Source organism: Pseudarthrobacter sp. C1, from assembly GCF_034720455.1.
Lineage (GTDB): Bacteria > Actinomycetota > Actinomycetes > Actinomycetales > Micrococcaceae > Arthrobacter.
Map to the genome: position 1 here is coordinate 54,094 of NZ_JAYESK010000009.1, position 15,001 is coordinate 69,094.

A 15,001-nucleotide genomic window follows, 5' to 3' on the forward strand; every position below is an offset into this window, starting at 1 on the left:
CTCAAGCTGCCCGGTAGCGCAGCGTTCCCGGGATGGTGCCGTGTTTGCCGAGGTCATCGCCGCGGGCGAACCGTGCCCAGAGCGCCCGCAGCTCGCGTCCTGCCGCGTTGACCTCATCCCAGCTGGCGCCGGCAATCAGGCCCACGCCGTCCCACGTGTTCCGGTTGCCGAAAAGCAGCGGGAGGTCAACAGTGTGGGCAGCGCCGAAGATGTTTCCCGGGGCATGCCAGCTCAGGACGTAGCGGTGGGCCTTCCCGCCAGCCCGGGCATGGCGCCGGGCGAACCTCCGCGCCGCCTTCGCATAGACGGTCTCGGTGACAACCCAGTCAATGGCGCGGACGGCGGCAGACCCCACCAGCGGGACGCGCGCCAGCCGGCTGAGGTAGGGGCTGCGGGGCAGGAACAGCCGTGCTTCCTCGGACGTATGCCCGATCAGCACCTCAACGCCGGGCGCGGCGCGGTTCCAGGCGGCTTCAATATCCGGTTCCGCCGGCAGCGGTGCGTGGCCATACTGGGTTCCGAAAGGCATGGCGGCCAGCATGCCGAATTTCCGGGCTACCTGGGCAACGTGGTCCTCCCGCTCAACGATGTCCATGGCGGGGGTGTCCTCGTCCACGGCCTCGGCAACGATGCCCATGGCATGGTTCATTTTCGCCCTGCCGCGGGAGATTCCCAGCGGGGCGCTTTGGATGATGGCCCGCTGGAAGAGGGACGGTGCTTCGGCTGTGGCCATGAGGTGCGCGATCGCGTCACCTCCGGCCGACTGGCCGAAGGCAGTCACCCGGCCGGGGTCGCCGCCGAACGCGGCAATGTTCCGCTGCACCCAGCGGAATGCCTCAAGCTGGTCCAGGAGGCCCAGGTTCCCCGGCCGGCCGGTGCGGGTCGCCAGGAAGCCGAACAGCCCCAGGCGGTACGTCACAGAGACCACCACCACCCGGTTCTCGGACACCAGCGCCGCGGGGTCGAAGATGGCGAGGTCGCCCGAGCCGGTGGTGTAGGAGCCGCCGTGGATCCAGACCATCACGGGGAGCTGTTCGCCGGAGGCAAGGCCGGCGGGCATGGTGATGGAAAGGTTCTGGCAGTCCTCGCTCCCCGGCAGCTCCCCGTAGCGGGTGCCCAGGACGTCATCGAGGAACGGCACCGGCCCCTGCGGGCAGGCGGGCGCGGGGGAGGTGGCGGCAAACGGAACCGTCCAGCCAGGCGCCGGGGCGGGAGGCTGGAAACGTCCGGCGGTGGCGTAAGGGATCCCGGTTGCGCGGACGACGTCCCCGTCCCGCCAGCCGGTGACAGCACCGCAGGGCGGGTTGAAGACTGGCGCTGAGCTCACCAATTCACCTTAAACCACAACGCGGGGTCACTTCCGGCCCAATTCTGGCGAAGAATTCGGCGCGGAGTGACCCCGCGTTGCTTCAGGAAATCAGTGCTTGGTGGGCACGTAACGCTTGATGGAAGCTTCCAGCTCGGCCTCGGCGGCAGCGCGGTCGCCCCAGCCCTCGGCCTTGACCCACTTGCCCGGCTCCAGGTCCTTGTAGCGGGTGAAGAAGTGCTCGATCTCCTTGATCAGGAAGTCGTTGACGTCGCTGACCTCCTGGATGTGGTCGAAGCGGGCGTCCACCGGCACGCAGAGGATCTTGGCGTCTCCGCCGCCGTCGTCCGTCATGTTGAAGACGCCGATGGGGCGGGACTCAACGATGACGCCCGGGTGCAGGTCGAAGTCCTGCAGCAGCACCAGCGCATCCAACGGGTCGCCATCCTCGCCGAGTGTGTTCTCGAAGTATCCGTAGTGCGTGGGGTACTGCATGGAGGTGAAGAGGACGCGGTCCAGGCGGACGCGGCCGGTCTCGTGGTCAACTTCATACTTGACGCGTGATCCCTTGGGGATCTCGATGGTCACGTCATGCTTCATGGAATGCTCCTCGGCAATTGCAGGGGGTTCGCGGCACTTCTGACGGGCAACAAAAAGCACTGTCGGTGCCGCCGACTATTATTGAGGATATAGCGAGAGGCCCTGGAATCAGGAACTTGTGGGGAAATTTCAGGACTTGAGGACCGGCACCAGCATGACCAAGACAATCGGCACGGACCGGCAGTACGGCCGTGTCCGGCAGGCCGCGCTGAGGGGCGTCACCGGTCTGCGGAGGTCCTGGCTGCTGGTCCTGCTGGCGGCCCTCCTGGTTGCCCTTTCCGTCCCGGCGGCCCTGCTGGTGGCCCCCGGCTTCCTGGGTCCCGAGGCCCCTGCCCCCGCTCCGCCCGCGCCCGCATGGCAGCAGGCTCCCGCCACGCTCTCTGCCCGGCCGGGCCTGGCCACACTCGACCCTTCGGCGGACGTCCCGGCCCGGGCCGCCGTCACGGCGCAGCTGGATCCGCTGTTAAAGGCCGACGGCGGCGGAACGTTCACCGCGCTGGTCCAGGATGCGCTGACCGGCGAGGTCCTGTTTGACCGCGGCGGATCGGAAGGCCGCGTTCCGGCGTCCAACATGAAACTGCTCACTGCCGTCGCCGCCCTGCGGTCCCTGGGGCCCGGGCACCGTTTCAGCACAACTGTTGTTGCCGGGCCGGTGCCCGGGCAGGTGGTGCTGGTGGGCGGCGGGGACGTGCTCCTGGGGCCTGGCGAGTCGAACCCCGAACGGGCAATGGGACGCGCCGGCCTGGCATCCCTGGCTGCCGGCACGGTGGAGGCGCTGAAGGCTGACGGCGCGGCGGGGGAGCTCAAGGTCCTCGTGGACGACTCCCTTTTCACCGGACCCGCGCTGAACCCGGCCTGGGACAGCGGGGATGTGGCCGCCGGCGAAGTGGCACCCTTGTTCCCCCTGGCCCTGAACTCAGCCCGGTACGATCCCGCTGTCACCACCGGTGCACGCCCGCAGGACTCCGCCATGGCTGCCGCCGAGGAGTTTGCCGCCCGGCTGCGGACGGCAGGCGCCGCCGCGGGACTCACTGTGGCAGCCGCCGTCGAACGTTCACCCCAGCCGGCGGGAGCAGGCGCCGTGGCAGCCCGGGCGGCGGCAACGGCCGCTCCCGGGGAGGATTCCAGTGAACCGAGGCTGCTGGCGGAGGTGCAGTCCGCCACCGTGGCCGAACAGGTGGACGTGATGCTGCAGGACTCTGACAACTACCTGGCGGAAGCATTGGGCCGGCTCACGGCACTGGCGGACGGGCTGCCCGGCAGCAACGACGGCGCCACGGCGGCAGTCCGTGCGCAGCTCTCCGCAGCCGGCCTCGCCACGGATGCCCTGAAGCTGGTGGACGTCTGTGGACTGGCCATGGGCAACCAGGTCTCGGCCCGGCAGTTTACCGAGGCGGTGCGGGCCATCACCTCGGGCACGGATCCCAGGCTGCGGGCCGCGCTGGACGGATTCCCGGTGGCCGGCCTGACCGGAACCCTGGACACCCGCTACGGCGGCGACGCCACTGCCGGCGGCGCCGGGCTGGTGCGGGCCAAGACCGGCACGCTGAACACAGTGCTCGCATTGAGCGGCTATGTGGTTGACGCGGACGGCAGGCTCCTGGCCTTTTCCTTCATCGGCAACGGGCTCACCCCCGGGGCTGCGGGCAACAAGGAAGCCCTGGACCGCGCCGCCACCGCGCTCGCAGGCTGCGGCTGCCGGTAGCAGCAAGTAGGATTCGCGGCGCGCTTTCCGCATCCTGTGAATCGCCTGTGCAAGTGCGTCCGTGGCCGGCCGGGTGCCCCGAAGGGTTCGCCGGTCAGCGAACTTAAGGACTATCCACAGCATGCTGTGTTCTGATGGGAACCATGGAGCCCACTGCACGCGAGTCGTCAACCCAGACGTTGTCCGCCACGGCACAGTCCTTGATCAACTGGGACCTCGCCGCCTCCACCGCCGCACGCCTGGCCCCGGCCGGGCCCGTGCTCAGCGAGGCCGCCATGGGTGAGGCCGTGGACAGCCTGCGCCGCCTGGCGGATGTGTCCGTTGAGCACGTCCACCAGATCACCGGGCTGGAGGCGGCACGCGACCTCCGGGACTCCTCCGTGCTGGTGGTGGACCGGGCGTCATGGGCCAAGGCAAACACGCAGAGCTTCGCGGTGATGCTCAAGCCTGCCATGGAAAAGATGCTGGAAAGCCGGCGCGGCACGCTGAGCCCCGGCGCCGCCAGCGTCAGCGGGGCCATCACCGGGAGCCAGCTCGGCGCCGTCCTGGCATTCCTGGCCAGCAAGGTCCTGGGGCAGTACGATCCCTTCGCCGCACTCGCGGAAGGCTCCACCGCCCCTGCCGGCGGCAGGCTCCTCCTTGTTGCCCCGAACATCGTGGCCGTGGAGCGCGAACTCAACGTCGCCCCTGAGGATTTCCGCCTCTGGGTGTGCCTGCACGAGCAGACCCACCGCGTGCAGTTCGCAGCCGCCCCCTGGCTGCGGCACCACATGCTTGAGCAGATCGACGAACTCAGCGTTCACCTGCTGGGCAACGTCGACTCCCTGATGGAGCGGGCCACCGCCGCCGCACGCTCCCTCAAGGACCGCACCGCCTCCGGAAACACCCCCGGCCGCGGTGCCATCCTGGACCTCCTCCAGGACCCGGAGGAAAAGGCGGCCATCTCCCACCTCACCGCCGTGATGAGCCTCCTCGAAGGCCACGCGAACGTGGTGATGGATGCCGTGGACGCCAGCATCATCCCGTCCGTAAAGACCATCCGGCAGCGGTTCAACGACCGCGGCAAGGACCGCGGCGTGATCGAAAAGTTCATCCGCAGCCTCCTTGGCCTGGACGCCAAAATGCGCCAATACTCGGACGGCGCCAGGTTTGTGCGGGCCGTGGTGGATGTGGCCGGCATGGAAGGCTTTAACAAGGTGTGGGAGTCCGCAGACCACCTGCCCACCGAGCCGGAGATCCACGACGCCAAGTTGTGGCTTGACCGGATGGGACTCTGATTGCCTCGCAGCGAGTCACCTGACGCAGCATCCGGCGGCCCGGGCGGCGACAGCACCGGCGGGAGGAGCGGCTTCCAGAGCGGACGACGACGGCCCGGGAGGCTGGCGCCCGTCGTCGGCAAGGCGCGTAAGGCGCTCCAGGACGCCTTGGCGCAGGCGGGTTACCCGCGGCATGTCCTGGTGGCCTGCAGCGGCGGGCCGGACTCCCTGGCGCTGGCCGCCGTCGCCGCCTACTTTGCCCGGCGCGGGCACGTGGACGGCCACCCGGTCACGGTGGGAGCGGTGGTGGTGGACCACCAGCTGCAGGAAGGGTCCGCAGGCGTGGCTGCGGAAACCGCGCGGACACTGCGGGACCTGGGGCTGGCGCCCGTGGAGATCCGTGCCGTGACGGTGGCAACGGCCGGCATGGGTCCGGAGGCAGCGGCCCGGGAGGCCCGGCATGAAGCGCTTGAAGCCGCCGCCGCCGGCCAGGGCGCCGGAGCCATCCTGCTGGGCCACACGCTGGACGACCAGGCGGAACAGGTGCTCCTTGGCCTGGCCCGCGGCTCCGGCACGCGCTCCCTTGCCGGCATGAGGCCGGAGCGGGGACTCCTGCTGCGGCCGTTCCTGGGGCTCCGCCGGGCGGATACGGAGGAGATCTGCGAGGTGGAGCAGCTGCAGCCCTGGCACGATCCCACCAACTCGGACCCGGCCTTCGCGCGTTCCCGTACCCGGGTGGAAGTGCTCCCTCACCTTGAGGAAAAACTGGGCCCCGGCGTCGCCGAATCCCTCGCCCGGACCGCTTCAATCCTCCAGCTGGACGCCGACTACCTTGAGGACGTGGCGGAAACCACCTTCTCGGCGCTCGTTGAACGGGACGGCGCCGAAGTGAGCCTCCCGGAGGAGGCCTTGCGCGCCCTCGCCCCGGCCATCAGGTACCGCGTCATCGCCAAGGCGGCGGCCGACGTCGGCGGGCAGCAGCCCGGCTACCAGCGCCTTTTGGCGGCGGAGGCGCTGCTGCGGAGGCAGGGCTCGGCCGGGCCGGTGGAGCTGCCCGGCGGGGTGAGCGCCTACCGCCTGTCCCTCGCGGAGCTGGAGGCGGCGGGAACCGTAAGCGGCCAGGCCGCAACCGATAACGCCAACCCCGTTCCCCGCGAAGCGGCCCGCTGTGGGAAGCTAGTATTCCGGCCTCAAAAACCGCCCGCAAAATAGTCGCACCCCGCATCTACACAGGAGCCATTGGTGGATTCAAACGACGTCCAGGCAGACCTCAAGCACGTTCTCTACACCAAGGAACAGATCCAGCAGCGCATCACGGAGCTGGCTGAGCAGATCGACAAGGACTATGAGGGCCGCGAAATCCTCATCGTGGGCGTGCTCAAGGGTGCGGTGATGGTCATGGCGGACCTGGCCCGGGCGCTGCACAGCCACATCTCCATGGACTGGATGGCGGTGTCCTCCTACGGCTCAGGCACCCAGTCCTCCGGAGTGGTCCGGATCCTGAAGGACCTGGACACGGACCTGATGGGCAAGGACGTGCTGATCGTCGAGGACATCATCGATTCCGGCCTCACCCTGTCCTGGCTCAAGACCAACCTGGAATCCCGCGGCACCGCCTCCGTGGAGATCTGCACCGCTTTCCGCAAGCCCACTGCCGCGAAGGTGGAGATCGACGTCAAGTACGTCGGCTACGACATCCCCAACGAGTTCGTGGTGGGCTACGGCCTGGACTACGCGGAGAAGTACCGCAACCTGGACTTCGTGGGCACCCTGGCCCCGCACGTCTACGAGTAGGCCCCCGGCACGCCGCCGTCGGAAATAGTCCGGTGACACCACGCCCCCTGGAGCAGGTCCTCCGCCGCCCTGGCGCCACTACGCCCACAGGGAACTTTTGCCGTCCATCATGCGTGATCTACTCCGGACGGTGTATAGCTAGAAGCTGACGCAGCACCATCACGCGCGCAGACTACTCGCCGTGCAGCACTACCGGAAGGGACGGGGCCAGCCCCCGAACAGATGAAAGCTAAGAACTTCTTCAAAGGCCCGGGCATCTGGATCGTCGTCGTGGTCGGTCTGCTCCTGGTGGCCTTTGCAACGCTGGCCCCAGGCGGTGCGGCACGGATCGACACTGACAAGGGCCTGGAACTGCTCTCCGGAAACCAGGTGGAGCAGGCCAAGATCTTCGACGGCGAAAACCGCGTGGACCTGACTTTGAAGGACAACCTGCAGCTTGACGGGCAGGACAAGGGCAAGAGCGTCCAGTTCTTCTTCGTGGACGCCCGTGCGCAGGACGTGGTCAAGGCGGTAACCGAGGCCAAGCCCGCCCAGGGCTACACGGACCAGCCCATCGAGAGCAACTGGTTCTCCGGCCTGCTCTCCCTCCTGATTCCCGTCATCCTCCTGGGCGCCCTGTTCTGGTTCCTCATGACCCGCATGCAGGGCGGCGGCTCCAAGATCATGCAGTTCGGCAAGTCCAAGGCCAAGATGGTCAGCAAGGACATGCCGCAGGTGACGTTCGCCGACGTCGCAGGATCCGACGAGGCAGTGGAGGAACTCCAGGAAATCAAGGAATTCCTGCAGGAGCCCGCCAAGTTCCAGGCCGTTGGCGCCAAGATCCCCAAGGGCGTGCTGCTCTACGGCCCTCCCGGTACCGGCAAGACCCTCCTGGCCCGCGCCGTCGCGGGTGAGGCCGGCGTCCCCTTCTTCTCCATCTCCGGCTCCGACTTCGTGGAAATGTTCGTCGGCGTGGGTGCCTCCCGCGTCCGCGACCTCTTCGAGCAGGCCAAAACCAACTCCCCGGCCATCATCTTCGTCGACGAGATCGACGCCGTGGGCCGTCACCGCGGCGCGGGCATCGGCGGGGGCAACGACGAACGCGAGCAGACCCTCAACCAGCTGCTGGTGGAGATGGACGGCTTCGACGTCAAGACCAACGTCATCCTCATCGCCGCCACCAACCGGCCCGACGTGCTGGACCCCGCACTGCTGCGTCCGGGACGCTTCGACCGCCAGATCGGCGTGGACGCGCCGGACATGATCGGCCGCGACCAGATCCTGCAGGTACATGCCAAAGGCAAGCCGATGGCACCGGGCGTGGACCTCAAGGCCGTGGCCAAGAAGACCCCCGGCTACACGGGCGCGGACCTGGCCAACGTCCTGAACGAAGCCGCGCTGCTCACCGCCCGCTCCAACGCGAACCTCATCGACGACCGCGCGCTGGATGAAGCCATTGACCGCGTCATGGCCGGCCCGCAGAAGCGCAGCCGCGTCATGAAGGAACACGAGCGGAAGATCACCGCCTACCACGAAGGCGGGCACGCCCTCGTGGCAGCCGCACTGCGGAACTCCGCCCCGGTCACCAAGATCACCATCCTTCCCCGTGGCCGCGCCCTGGGCTACACCATGGTGGTCCCGGACAACGACAAGTACTCCGTGACCCGCAACGAACTGCTTGACCAGATGGCCTACGCCATGGGCGGCCGCGTAGCCGAGGAGATCGTGTTCCACGACCCCTCCACCGGCGCGTCCAATGACATCGAAAAGGCCACCGGCACCGCGCGGAAGATGGTCACCGAATACGGCATGAGCGAGCGGGTTGGCGCTGTCCGGCTGGGCCAGGGCGGCGGCGAACCGTTCCTGGGCCGCGATGCCGGCCACGAGCGCAACTACTCGGACCAGATCGCCTACGTGGTGGATGAGGAAGTGCGCCGCCTCATCGACCAGGCCCATGACGAGGCCTACGCCATCCTCACCGAGAACCGGGACGTCCTGGACCGGCTGGCCCTGGAACTGCTGGAACGCGAAACGCTGAACCAGGCCGAGATCGCCGATATCTTCAGGGACATCCGCAAGCGCGACTTCCGCGAGGTGTGGCTGTCCAAGGAGAGCCGCCCGGTCCAGATGGCGGGCCCCGTGGAGTCCCGCCAGGAAAGGGCGGAGCGCGAGGCCCAGGAAGAGGCCAAGAAGGCGCGCCTGGACGAGCCTTTGGACGCGCAGCCGCCGCACCCGCAGGGTGTTCCCGAGGATGCACCGTTCCGGGGCGGGGTAACGGACGCGGGGCCTGACGCCCTTCGCGGCTAAGCTTTCTTACGTGACCCACTTCGACGACGACGACGTTTCCGCCTCCGCCGGCTACCCGGCGGAGGGCGGCGCCCACCACTCAAAGCACAACAAAGTGGACCGGCCCCGGATCGAGGCAGCTGTCCGTGAAATTCTCCTGGCCATTGGAGAGGACCCGGACCGCGGCGGCCTCGTAGACACCCCCAGGCGTGTGGCCAAGGCCTACGCCGAGGTGTTTGCCGGGCTGCACCACGACCCCGCGGACGTCCTGTCCACCACCTTTGACCTGGACCATGAGGAACTGGTCCTCGTCAAGGACATCCCCTTCTATTCCACGTGTGAGCATCACCTGGTGCCGTTCCACGGCGTGGCCCATGTGGGCTACATCCCGTCGCATGAGGGCAAGGTGACGGGCCTCAGCAAGCTGGCCCGGCTCGTGGACATCTACGCCCGCCGCCCGCAGGTGCAGGAGCGCCTCACCACTGAAATCGTCGAAGCGATGGTCCGCCACCTCAAGCCGCGCGGCGCCATCGTCGTTGTTGAATGCGAACACATGTGCATGTCCATGCGCGGTATCCGCAAGCCCGGAGCGAAGACCGTCACCAGTGCGGTCCGCGGGCAGCTTCATGACCCGGCCACCCGCGCCGAAGCCATGAGCCTCATCCTCGGAAGGTAATCAACAGACCATGGATTCACTAGCTGCAGCGCCGGGAACCGGCCCCGCAACCTCGCCACTGCCCGTCCTGCGCAAACCGCGCCCGGCAGCCCGGTTCGAAGACCTGCCCACCGGCCGCACCCTGGTGATGGGCATCCTGAACGTCACTCCGGATTCCTTCAGCGACGGCGGCAGCCACCCCACGGCGGACACCGCCATCGCGGCAGGGCTCCGCATGTTCTACGCGGGCGCGGACATCATCGATGTCGGAGGCGAATCCACCCGGCCCGGCGCCGAGGACGTCAGCCCGGAGGAAGAACAGCGGCGCGTGGTTCCCGTCATCGAGGCGCTGGTGAAGGCCGGCGCCCTGGTCAGCATCGACACCACCCATGCCTCCACGGCCGCCGCCGCCCTGAAGGCCGGCGCCGCCATCATCAACGACGTCTCCGGGCTCACCATCGAACCGGAAATGGCCGAGCTCGCGGCCTCCTCCAAAGCGCCTTACATCCTTACGCACCGCCGCGGCGACGCCCGCACCATGAACTCGCTGGCCGAATACAAGGACGTGGCGGCGGAAGTGGCAGCCGAGCTCGCCGGGGTGCGGGACAAGCTCTACGCCGCAGGCGTCAGCCAGGAACAGATCATCATCGATCCGGGCCTGGGGTTTGCCAAGAACGACGCCCAGAACTGGGAGCTCCTGCAGCACCTGGACCAGCTGGAAGGCCTGGGCCACCGGATCCTCGTTGGTGCGTCCCGCAAGCGGTTCCTCGGCACCCTGCTCACCGTGGCCGGCAAGTCCGCCGCCCCCGAGGAACGTGACGGGGCCACCGCCGCCATCACAGCCATCAGCGCCTACCGCGGCGCCTGGGCCGTCCGCGTGCACGACGTCGGCCCCAGCCTTGACGCCGTCAAGGTGGCCGCGCGCATGGCCGCACCCCGCGCCGGCAGTTAAGCGCACCCATGGACAGGATTACGCTGAGCGGCGTGACCGCCGTCGGCCATCACGGCGTGTTTGATTTTGAGCGCCGCGAGGGCCAGCCTTTTGTTGTGGACGCCGTCTTGTACCTGGACTTCGCCAAGGCGGCCGAGTCGGACGACGTCCGGGACACCGCGCACTACGGCGAGGTGGCGCAGCGTATCACCGAGTGGATCGCGGGCGAGCCGCTGAACCTGATCGAGGCGCTGGCGGTGCGGATCGCGGAGGGCCTGCTGGCCGAATTCCGGCTCCAGGCCGTGGACATCACCGTGCACAAACCGCAGGCTCCCATCGAGGTTCCCTTCGGCGATGTGTCAGTCAGCGTCCACCGCACCCGGAATGCCGCGGAAAGGCAAGCCCAGGGGGAGGGGCCATGAACAGCGGTTATACCAAGGCGGTCCTTGCGCTCGGCAGCAACCTGGGCGAGCGCAACGATACCCTTAGCGCGGCCGTCGCGGACCTCGTAGACCCGCCGGAGGTGCGGCTGCTGGCGGTCTCGCCGGTGGTGCAGACGAAGGCCGTAGGCGGGCCGGCCGGGCAGCCCGACTTCCTGAACATGGTCATCACGGTTGAAACCAGCCTCACCCCGCGGCAGTTGCTGGAGCACTGCCAGGCGGTGGAAAACAAGCACCACCGCGTCCGGGAGGTGCGCTGGGGGCCGCGGACGCTCGACGTCGACATCATCACCTACGGCGACGTCCGCAGCGAGGACCCTGCCCTGACCCTGCCGCATCCCCTCGCGGCCAGCCGGGCGTTCGTCCTCTATCCGTGGTCCCTTATTGAACCCGCCGCCGTCCTGGACGGTGAACGGATCAGCACCCTTGCCGCCAAGGCAGGCGACTTCAACGACCTCGTCCCCTTTGACGGCTTTGGCGACTTCGACGGAATGCCCACGGCCGGGGCGGTGGAGGAACTATGAAGCCCATCAACCCGCTGCGCCTGCTGCTCATCGGCTTCATCCTGGCCGTGGCGGGCTGGTCCGCGACCGTGGTGACCAGCCGCTACGGCATGTCCACCCCCGTCCTCCCGCCCACGGCACTGGCAACCATGGGCGTGATCGTAGCCATCACCCTGATCCTCGGGATCAGGGTCCTCAGGTGGCGCAACAGCATCAGCGCCAACGGCGCCAAGAACGGCGCCAAGGGCGGCGCCGCCCGTAAGCGGCCGGTGCTGGATCCGCTCCTCGCCGCCCGCACCCTGGTACTCGCGCAGGCCTGCGCCTACGCCGGGACGGTGCTGCTGGGCTGGCACGTGGGCATCTTCCTGGACCAGCTGCGCATCTGGAGCCTGCGCAGCGACCAGGCCATCACCTGGCTCGCGCTTGCCATGGCCGGCGGGGGACTGGTGATGATCGTGGTGGGCCTGCTGGTGGAACGGTTCTGCAGGATCCCGCCGGAGGACGGCGAAACCAAAGGCCTCGACGGGAAGCCCGGCCGTGCCGTTGGCGAGGCGTCCGGGGAAGGCGAATATGCATACCGGGGCGATTGATCCTCCCGGCATCACCTGGCAGCGGGTGTCCCCCAAATATGTCACCGTGAGGGTGGTGCAGTGGGCCCTTGGAAACCTGGCCGCCGTGCTGGTCCTCTCCCTGCCGCTGGTCCTCGTCCTCGCGGAGGCGTGGGCCTGGCCGCCGCTGTGGCTTGCCGCCACCGTGCCGGCCGCCATGCTGGTGGTGGCCCTCTGGCGGCTCGCGCTCATCCCGCGGCAGGTCCGCGCCATCGGTTACGCCGAACGGGACGACGACCTCCTGATCCGGACCGGCATCTTCTTCCAGCGGACCATGGCCGTCCCCTACGGCCGGATGCAGTACGTGGACATCGGAGTGGGCCCGGTGGAGCGCTCTCTTGGACTGTGCACGCTCAAGCTCCACACCGCAGCGCCGGGTACCAACGCCCAGATCCCCGGCCTGCCCGCCGCCGAAGGCGCACGGCTCCGCGAGCAGCTGGCGGCGCGCGGGGAAGCCAGGCTGGCAGGACTGTGACGGCAGAGGGACCTCCGCAGTGGCCCGGCGCCCCGGCCACTGCGTCCGGCAACAACGCCCCTGAACCGCTGCCGGGCACCGCGCCCGACGGCGAATGGCTGCGCGTGCACCCGGCGTCGCCGTTTGTCCGCGGCTGGGTTGCCCTGGCCGCCATTGGCTTCTTCCTTGGCCGTGACGTGTTTGAACGCGCGCTGCAGGGCCGGCCCGTTGTTGAGGAAGACCTCGCCGGCCGGGCCCCCTTGCTGCTGGTGGGCGGCGGCGCAGTGCTGCTGGCCTCGGTGCTGGGGTTCATCCTCACCTGGTACTTCACCAAGTACCAGGTGTCCGGCGGCTACGTCCGCGTCAATACCGGGTTCCTGTTCCGGCAGCAGCGCCAGGCACGGCTGGACCGGGTCCAGGCCATCGACATCGTGCAGCCCCTGCTGGCCCGGATCTTCGGCCTGGCAGAACTCAAGTTCGAGGTGGCGGACGCCGGAGAGTCGGCGGTGCGGCTCGCCTACCTGAAGATCGACGACGCCCGGCAGCTGCGTGCCACCATCCTCGCCCGGGCGGCCGGTGTCATCACGGGCCCGGACCGCCCCGGCGAGCCCGCCCCCGAGGCGCCGGAATATCCGGTGCTTTCCGTGCCGCCGTCGCGCCTTGTAGGTTCCCTGCTGCTCAGCGAGCAGAGCTTCTTCGTGGTGCTTGGCGGCATTGTTTCCGTGGTGCTCTCGGCCATCACCGAACACCAGGGGTTCTACTTTTACCTCATTCCGGCCGCCGTGGGCCTCGCCGCGAGCTACTGGGGACTGTTCAACAAGGGCTACAACTTCAGCGCCGCGATCTCACCGGACGGCATCCGCCTGCGCTACGGCCTGCTGGACACCCAGGCGCAGACGCTGCCGCCGGGACGCATCCAGGCGTTGAAAATCACCCAGCCGCCGTTATGGCGGCCGCTCGGCTGGTACCGGATGCAGGTCAACGTGGCCGGTTACGGCATCGTGGAGAACGCCGGCGAGGGCTCGGCCCGGACCACGCTGCTGCCCGTGGGCAGGCTTGGCGACGTGATGGCCATGCTGGCGCTGGTGCTGCCGGACCCCGGCACCGCGCACCCCGCTGCAGTCTTCGGCGCCGGCCTCACCGGCCTGGATTCCGACGGCGGCTTCGTCACCACTCCGCGCAGCGCACGCTGGCTTGCCCCCTTGGGCTGGCGGCGGAACGGGTTCACGGCCACGGACACGGCCCTGCTTCTCCGCTCCGGCCGCTGGTGGCGCCAGCTGGTGGTGGTTCCGCACCAGCGCACCCAGTCCATGGCCCTGCACCAGGGCCCGCTGGCGCGCCGGTTCGGCGTGGCAGACCTGGTGCTGCACACCACGCCCGGTCCCGTTGCGCCCCGGCTCACGCAGGCCGGCTCTGCCCAGGCGCTGGCACTGTTCGATGCACAGTCCGCACGCGCCCGGCTGGCCAGGAAGCGGCAGACTACGGAACAGTGGCTCCGGCAAGTAGTCCCGGATGCTCCGGCGGGGGAGCCCGGCCCGGCGGTGGAACCGGCCGAAACCCGGACGCCCCAACAACAGGAAGGCGGGCAGCATGGCTAAGCCCGGACGCCTCGGCGTCGGAATCATTGGTGCCGGCAAAGTGGGGGCGGTGCTCGGTGCCGCCCTGCGCGCTGCCGAACATGCCGTCGTCGGGGTCTCAGCTGTCTCCGAGGCGAGCCGTGAACGGGCGGAGGCGCTGCTTCCCGGCGTGCCTGTCCTGGAGGTCCAGGACATTGTGGAGCGCGCGGAACTGGTCCTCCTGGCCGTGCCCGACGACGCCCTGCCGGGCCTGGTGGACGGGCTGGCAAAGCTCGGCGCCTGGCAGCCGGGCCAGCTGGTTGCCCACACCTCCGGCCGGTTCGGAGTGGGGGTCCTGCACCCGGTGCGCGCTGCCGGCGCTGTCCCGCTCGCCCTGCATCCGGCCATGACGTTCACGGGGATGAGCCTGGACCTGACCCGGCTGCTGGACTGCACGTTCGGAGTGACCGCAGATGCCGCCATGCTCCCCATCGCCCAGGCGCTGGTGGTGGAGATGGGTGCGGAACCGGTGGCCATCGCCGAGGCGGACCGGACGCTGTACCACGCGGCCCTGGCCCACAGTTCGAACCACCTGGTGACCCTCGTGGCCCAGGCATCCGAGCTGCTGCGCTCGGTGGGAGTGGAGCTGCCGGAACGCATGCTCGGCCCGCTCCTGCGGGCCACGCTGGAGAATGCACTGGCGTCAGGGGAGTCCGCCCTGACCGGGCCGGTAGCCCGCGGCGACGTGGGAACCGTCTCCGCGCACGCGGCCGCGCTGCGGGAGTTCGACGGCGGCGGCCACGGCGACGTGCTCGAGGCCTACCTTGCGATGGCCCGGGCCACAGCCCTGCGCGCCGAAGGGCGCGGGCTGCTGAAAGCCGAACAGCTGGAGGGACTCCGCCAAGCCCTCGAACCGAAGGAGGACTGA

General features: G+C 68.8%; 15 protein-coding genes. 13 read left to right on the forward strand and 2 right to left on the reverse strand.

All coding sequences use genetic code 11. The features are described from left to right. Position 1 precedes the first annotated feature (1 nt). A complete protein-coding gene (locus U7114_RS15160; RefSeq protein ID WP_416235562.1) occupies positions 2-1,330 on the reverse strand; it encodes a carboxylesterase family protein in 1,329 nt (442 codons plus the stop codon). 87 nt (positions 1,331-1,417) lie between these two features. Beyond that, entirely contained in the window at positions 1,418-1,906 is a 489-nt protein-coding gene (locus tag U7114_RS15165; RefSeq protein WP_157239765.1) for an inorganic diphosphatase, read from the reverse strand. 154 nt (positions 1,907-2,060) lie between these two features. Between U7114_RS15165 and dacB the strand changes: the two genes are divergently transcribed. The 13 genes from dacB (at position 2,061) to U7114_RS15230 (ending at position 15,001) form a co-directional block, all read left to right on the forward strand. Then, positions 2,061-3,611, forward strand: coding sequence for a D-alanyl-D-alanine carboxypeptidase/D-alanyl-D-alanine-endopeptidase (gene dacB / locus U7114_RS15170; RefSeq protein ID WP_323057830.1), 1,551 nt, complete (start codon positions 2,061-2,063; stop codon positions 3,609-3,611). 143 nt (positions 3,612-3,754) lie between these two features. Further along, positions 3,755-4,888 carry a zinc-dependent metalloprotease gene (locus tag U7114_RS15175; RefSeq protein ID WP_321215056.1) on the forward strand — a complete coding sequence of 378 codons (1,134 nt, stop codon included), beginning with the start codon at positions 3,755-3,757 and terminating at the stop codon, positions 4,886-4,888. Positions 4,889-4,990: 102 nt separating this feature from the next. Then, positions 4,991-6,079: a tRNA lysidine(34) synthetase TilS gene (gene tilS, locus U7114_RS15180; RefSeq protein WP_157242780.1), complete on the forward strand. Its 1,089-nt coding sequence runs from the start codon at positions 4,991-4,993 to the stop codon at positions 6,077-6,079. A gap of 30 nt (positions 6,080-6,109) precedes the next feature. Continuing rightward, complete coding sequence (hpt, locus tag U7114_RS15185) at positions 6,110-6,661, forward strand: hypoxanthine phosphoribosyltransferase (protein ID WP_104996440.1); 552 nt, start codon at positions 6,110-6,112, stop codon at positions 6,659-6,661. Between the two features lie 222 nt (positions 6,662-6,883). Next, positions 6,884-8,947, forward strand: coding sequence for an ATP-dependent zinc metalloprotease FtsH (gene ftsH, locus U7114_RS15190; RefSeq protein WP_323057831.1), 2,064 nt, complete (start codon positions 6,884-6,886; stop codon positions 8,945-8,947). A 10-nt stretch (positions 8,948-8,957) separates the two neighbouring features. Then, positions 8,958-9,602: a GTP cyclohydrolase I FolE gene (folE, locus tag U7114_RS15195; RefSeq protein WP_321215057.1), complete on the forward strand. Its 645-nt coding sequence runs from the start codon at positions 8,958-8,960 to the stop codon at positions 9,600-9,602. 10 nt (positions 9,603-9,612) lie between these two features. After that, the gene (gene folP, locus U7114_RS15200; RefSeq protein ID WP_323057832.1) at positions 9,613-10,533 is read left to right on the forward strand and encodes a dihydropteroate synthase; all 921 of its coding nucleotides are present in this window, start codon (positions 9,613-9,615) and stop codon (positions 10,531-10,533) included. Between the two features lie 8 nt (positions 10,534-10,541). Then, the gene (gene folB, locus U7114_RS15205; protein ID WP_321215059.1) at positions 10,542-10,934 is read left to right on the forward strand and encodes a dihydroneopterin aldolase; all 393 of its coding nucleotides are present in this window, start codon (positions 10,542-10,544) and stop codon (positions 10,932-10,934) included. Further along, positions 10,931-11,476 carry a 2-amino-4-hydroxy-6-hydroxymethyldihydropteridine diphosphokinase gene (gene folK / locus U7114_RS15210; RefSeq protein ID WP_157239752.1) on the forward strand — a complete coding sequence of 182 codons (546 nt, stop codon included), beginning with the start codon at positions 10,931-10,933 and terminating at the stop codon, positions 11,474-11,476. The genes folB and folK overlap by 4 nt, the downstream gene beginning before the upstream one ends. Next, positions 11,473-12,045 carry a DUF3180 domain-containing protein gene (locus U7114_RS15215; RefSeq protein ID WP_157239750.1) on the forward strand — a complete coding sequence of 191 codons (573 nt, stop codon included), beginning with the start codon at positions 11,473-11,475 and terminating at the stop codon, positions 12,043-12,045. The genes folK and U7114_RS15215 overlap by 4 nt, the downstream gene beginning before the upstream one ends. Further along, positions 12,026-12,538, forward strand: a complete 513-nt coding sequence (locus U7114_RS15220; protein ID WP_157239748.1) for a PH domain-containing protein — start codon at positions 12,026-12,028, stop codon at positions 12,536-12,538. The genes U7114_RS15215 and U7114_RS15220 overlap by 20 nt, the downstream gene beginning before the upstream one ends. Further along, positions 12,535-14,115 carry a PH domain-containing protein gene (locus tag U7114_RS15225; protein WP_416235563.1) on the forward strand — a complete coding sequence of 527 codons (1,581 nt, stop codon included), beginning with the start codon at positions 12,535-12,537 and terminating at the stop codon, positions 14,113-14,115. Before U7114_RS15220 ends, U7114_RS15225 begins: the two co-directional genes overlap by 4 nt. Further along, entirely contained in the window at positions 14,108-15,001 is an 894-nt protein-coding gene (locus U7114_RS15230; RefSeq protein WP_321215062.1) for a Rossmann-like and DUF2520 domain-containing protein, read from the forward strand. Before U7114_RS15225 ends, U7114_RS15230 begins: the two co-directional genes overlap by 8 nt.

Bases quoted from the DNA above. Each gene is read 5' to 3' on its own strand.
- U7114_RS15165 (WP_157239765.1), bottom strand. From the start codon at position 1,906: ATGAAGCATGACGTGACCATCGAGATCCCCAAGGGATCACGCGTCAAG.
- dacB (WP_323057830.1), top strand. From the start codon at position 2,061: ATGACCAAGACAATCGGCACGGACCGGCAGTACGGCCGTGTCCGGCAG.
- U7114_RS15175 (WP_321215056.1), top strand. From the start codon at position 3,755: ATGGAGCCCACTGCACGCGAGTCGTCAACCCAGACGTTGTCCGCCACG.
- ftsH (WP_323057831.1), top strand. From the start codon at position 6,884: ATGAAAGCTAAGAACTTCTTCAAAGGCCCGGGCATCTGGATCGTCGTC.
- folP (WP_323057832.1), top strand. From the start codon at position 9,613: ATGGATTCACTAGCTGCAGCGCCGGGAACCGGCCCCGCAACCTCGCCA.
- folB (WP_321215059.1), top strand. From the start codon at position 10,542: ATGGACAGGATTACGCTGAGCGGCGTGACCGCCGTCGGCCATCACGGC.
- folK (WP_157239752.1), top strand. From the start codon at position 10,931: ATGAACAGCGGTTATACCAAGGCGGTCCTTGCGCTCGGCAGCAACCTG.
- U7114_RS15215 (WP_157239750.1), top strand. From the start codon at position 11,473: ATGAAGCCCATCAACCCGCTGCGCCTGCTGCTCATCGGCTTCATCCTG.
- U7114_RS15220 (WP_157239748.1), top strand. From the start codon at position 12,026: ATGCATACCGGGGCGATTGATCCTCCCGGCATCACCTGGCAGCGGGTG.
- U7114_RS15230 (WP_321215062.1), top strand. From the start codon at position 14,108: ATGGCTAAGCCCGGACGCCTCGGCGTCGGAATCATTGGTGCCGGCAAA.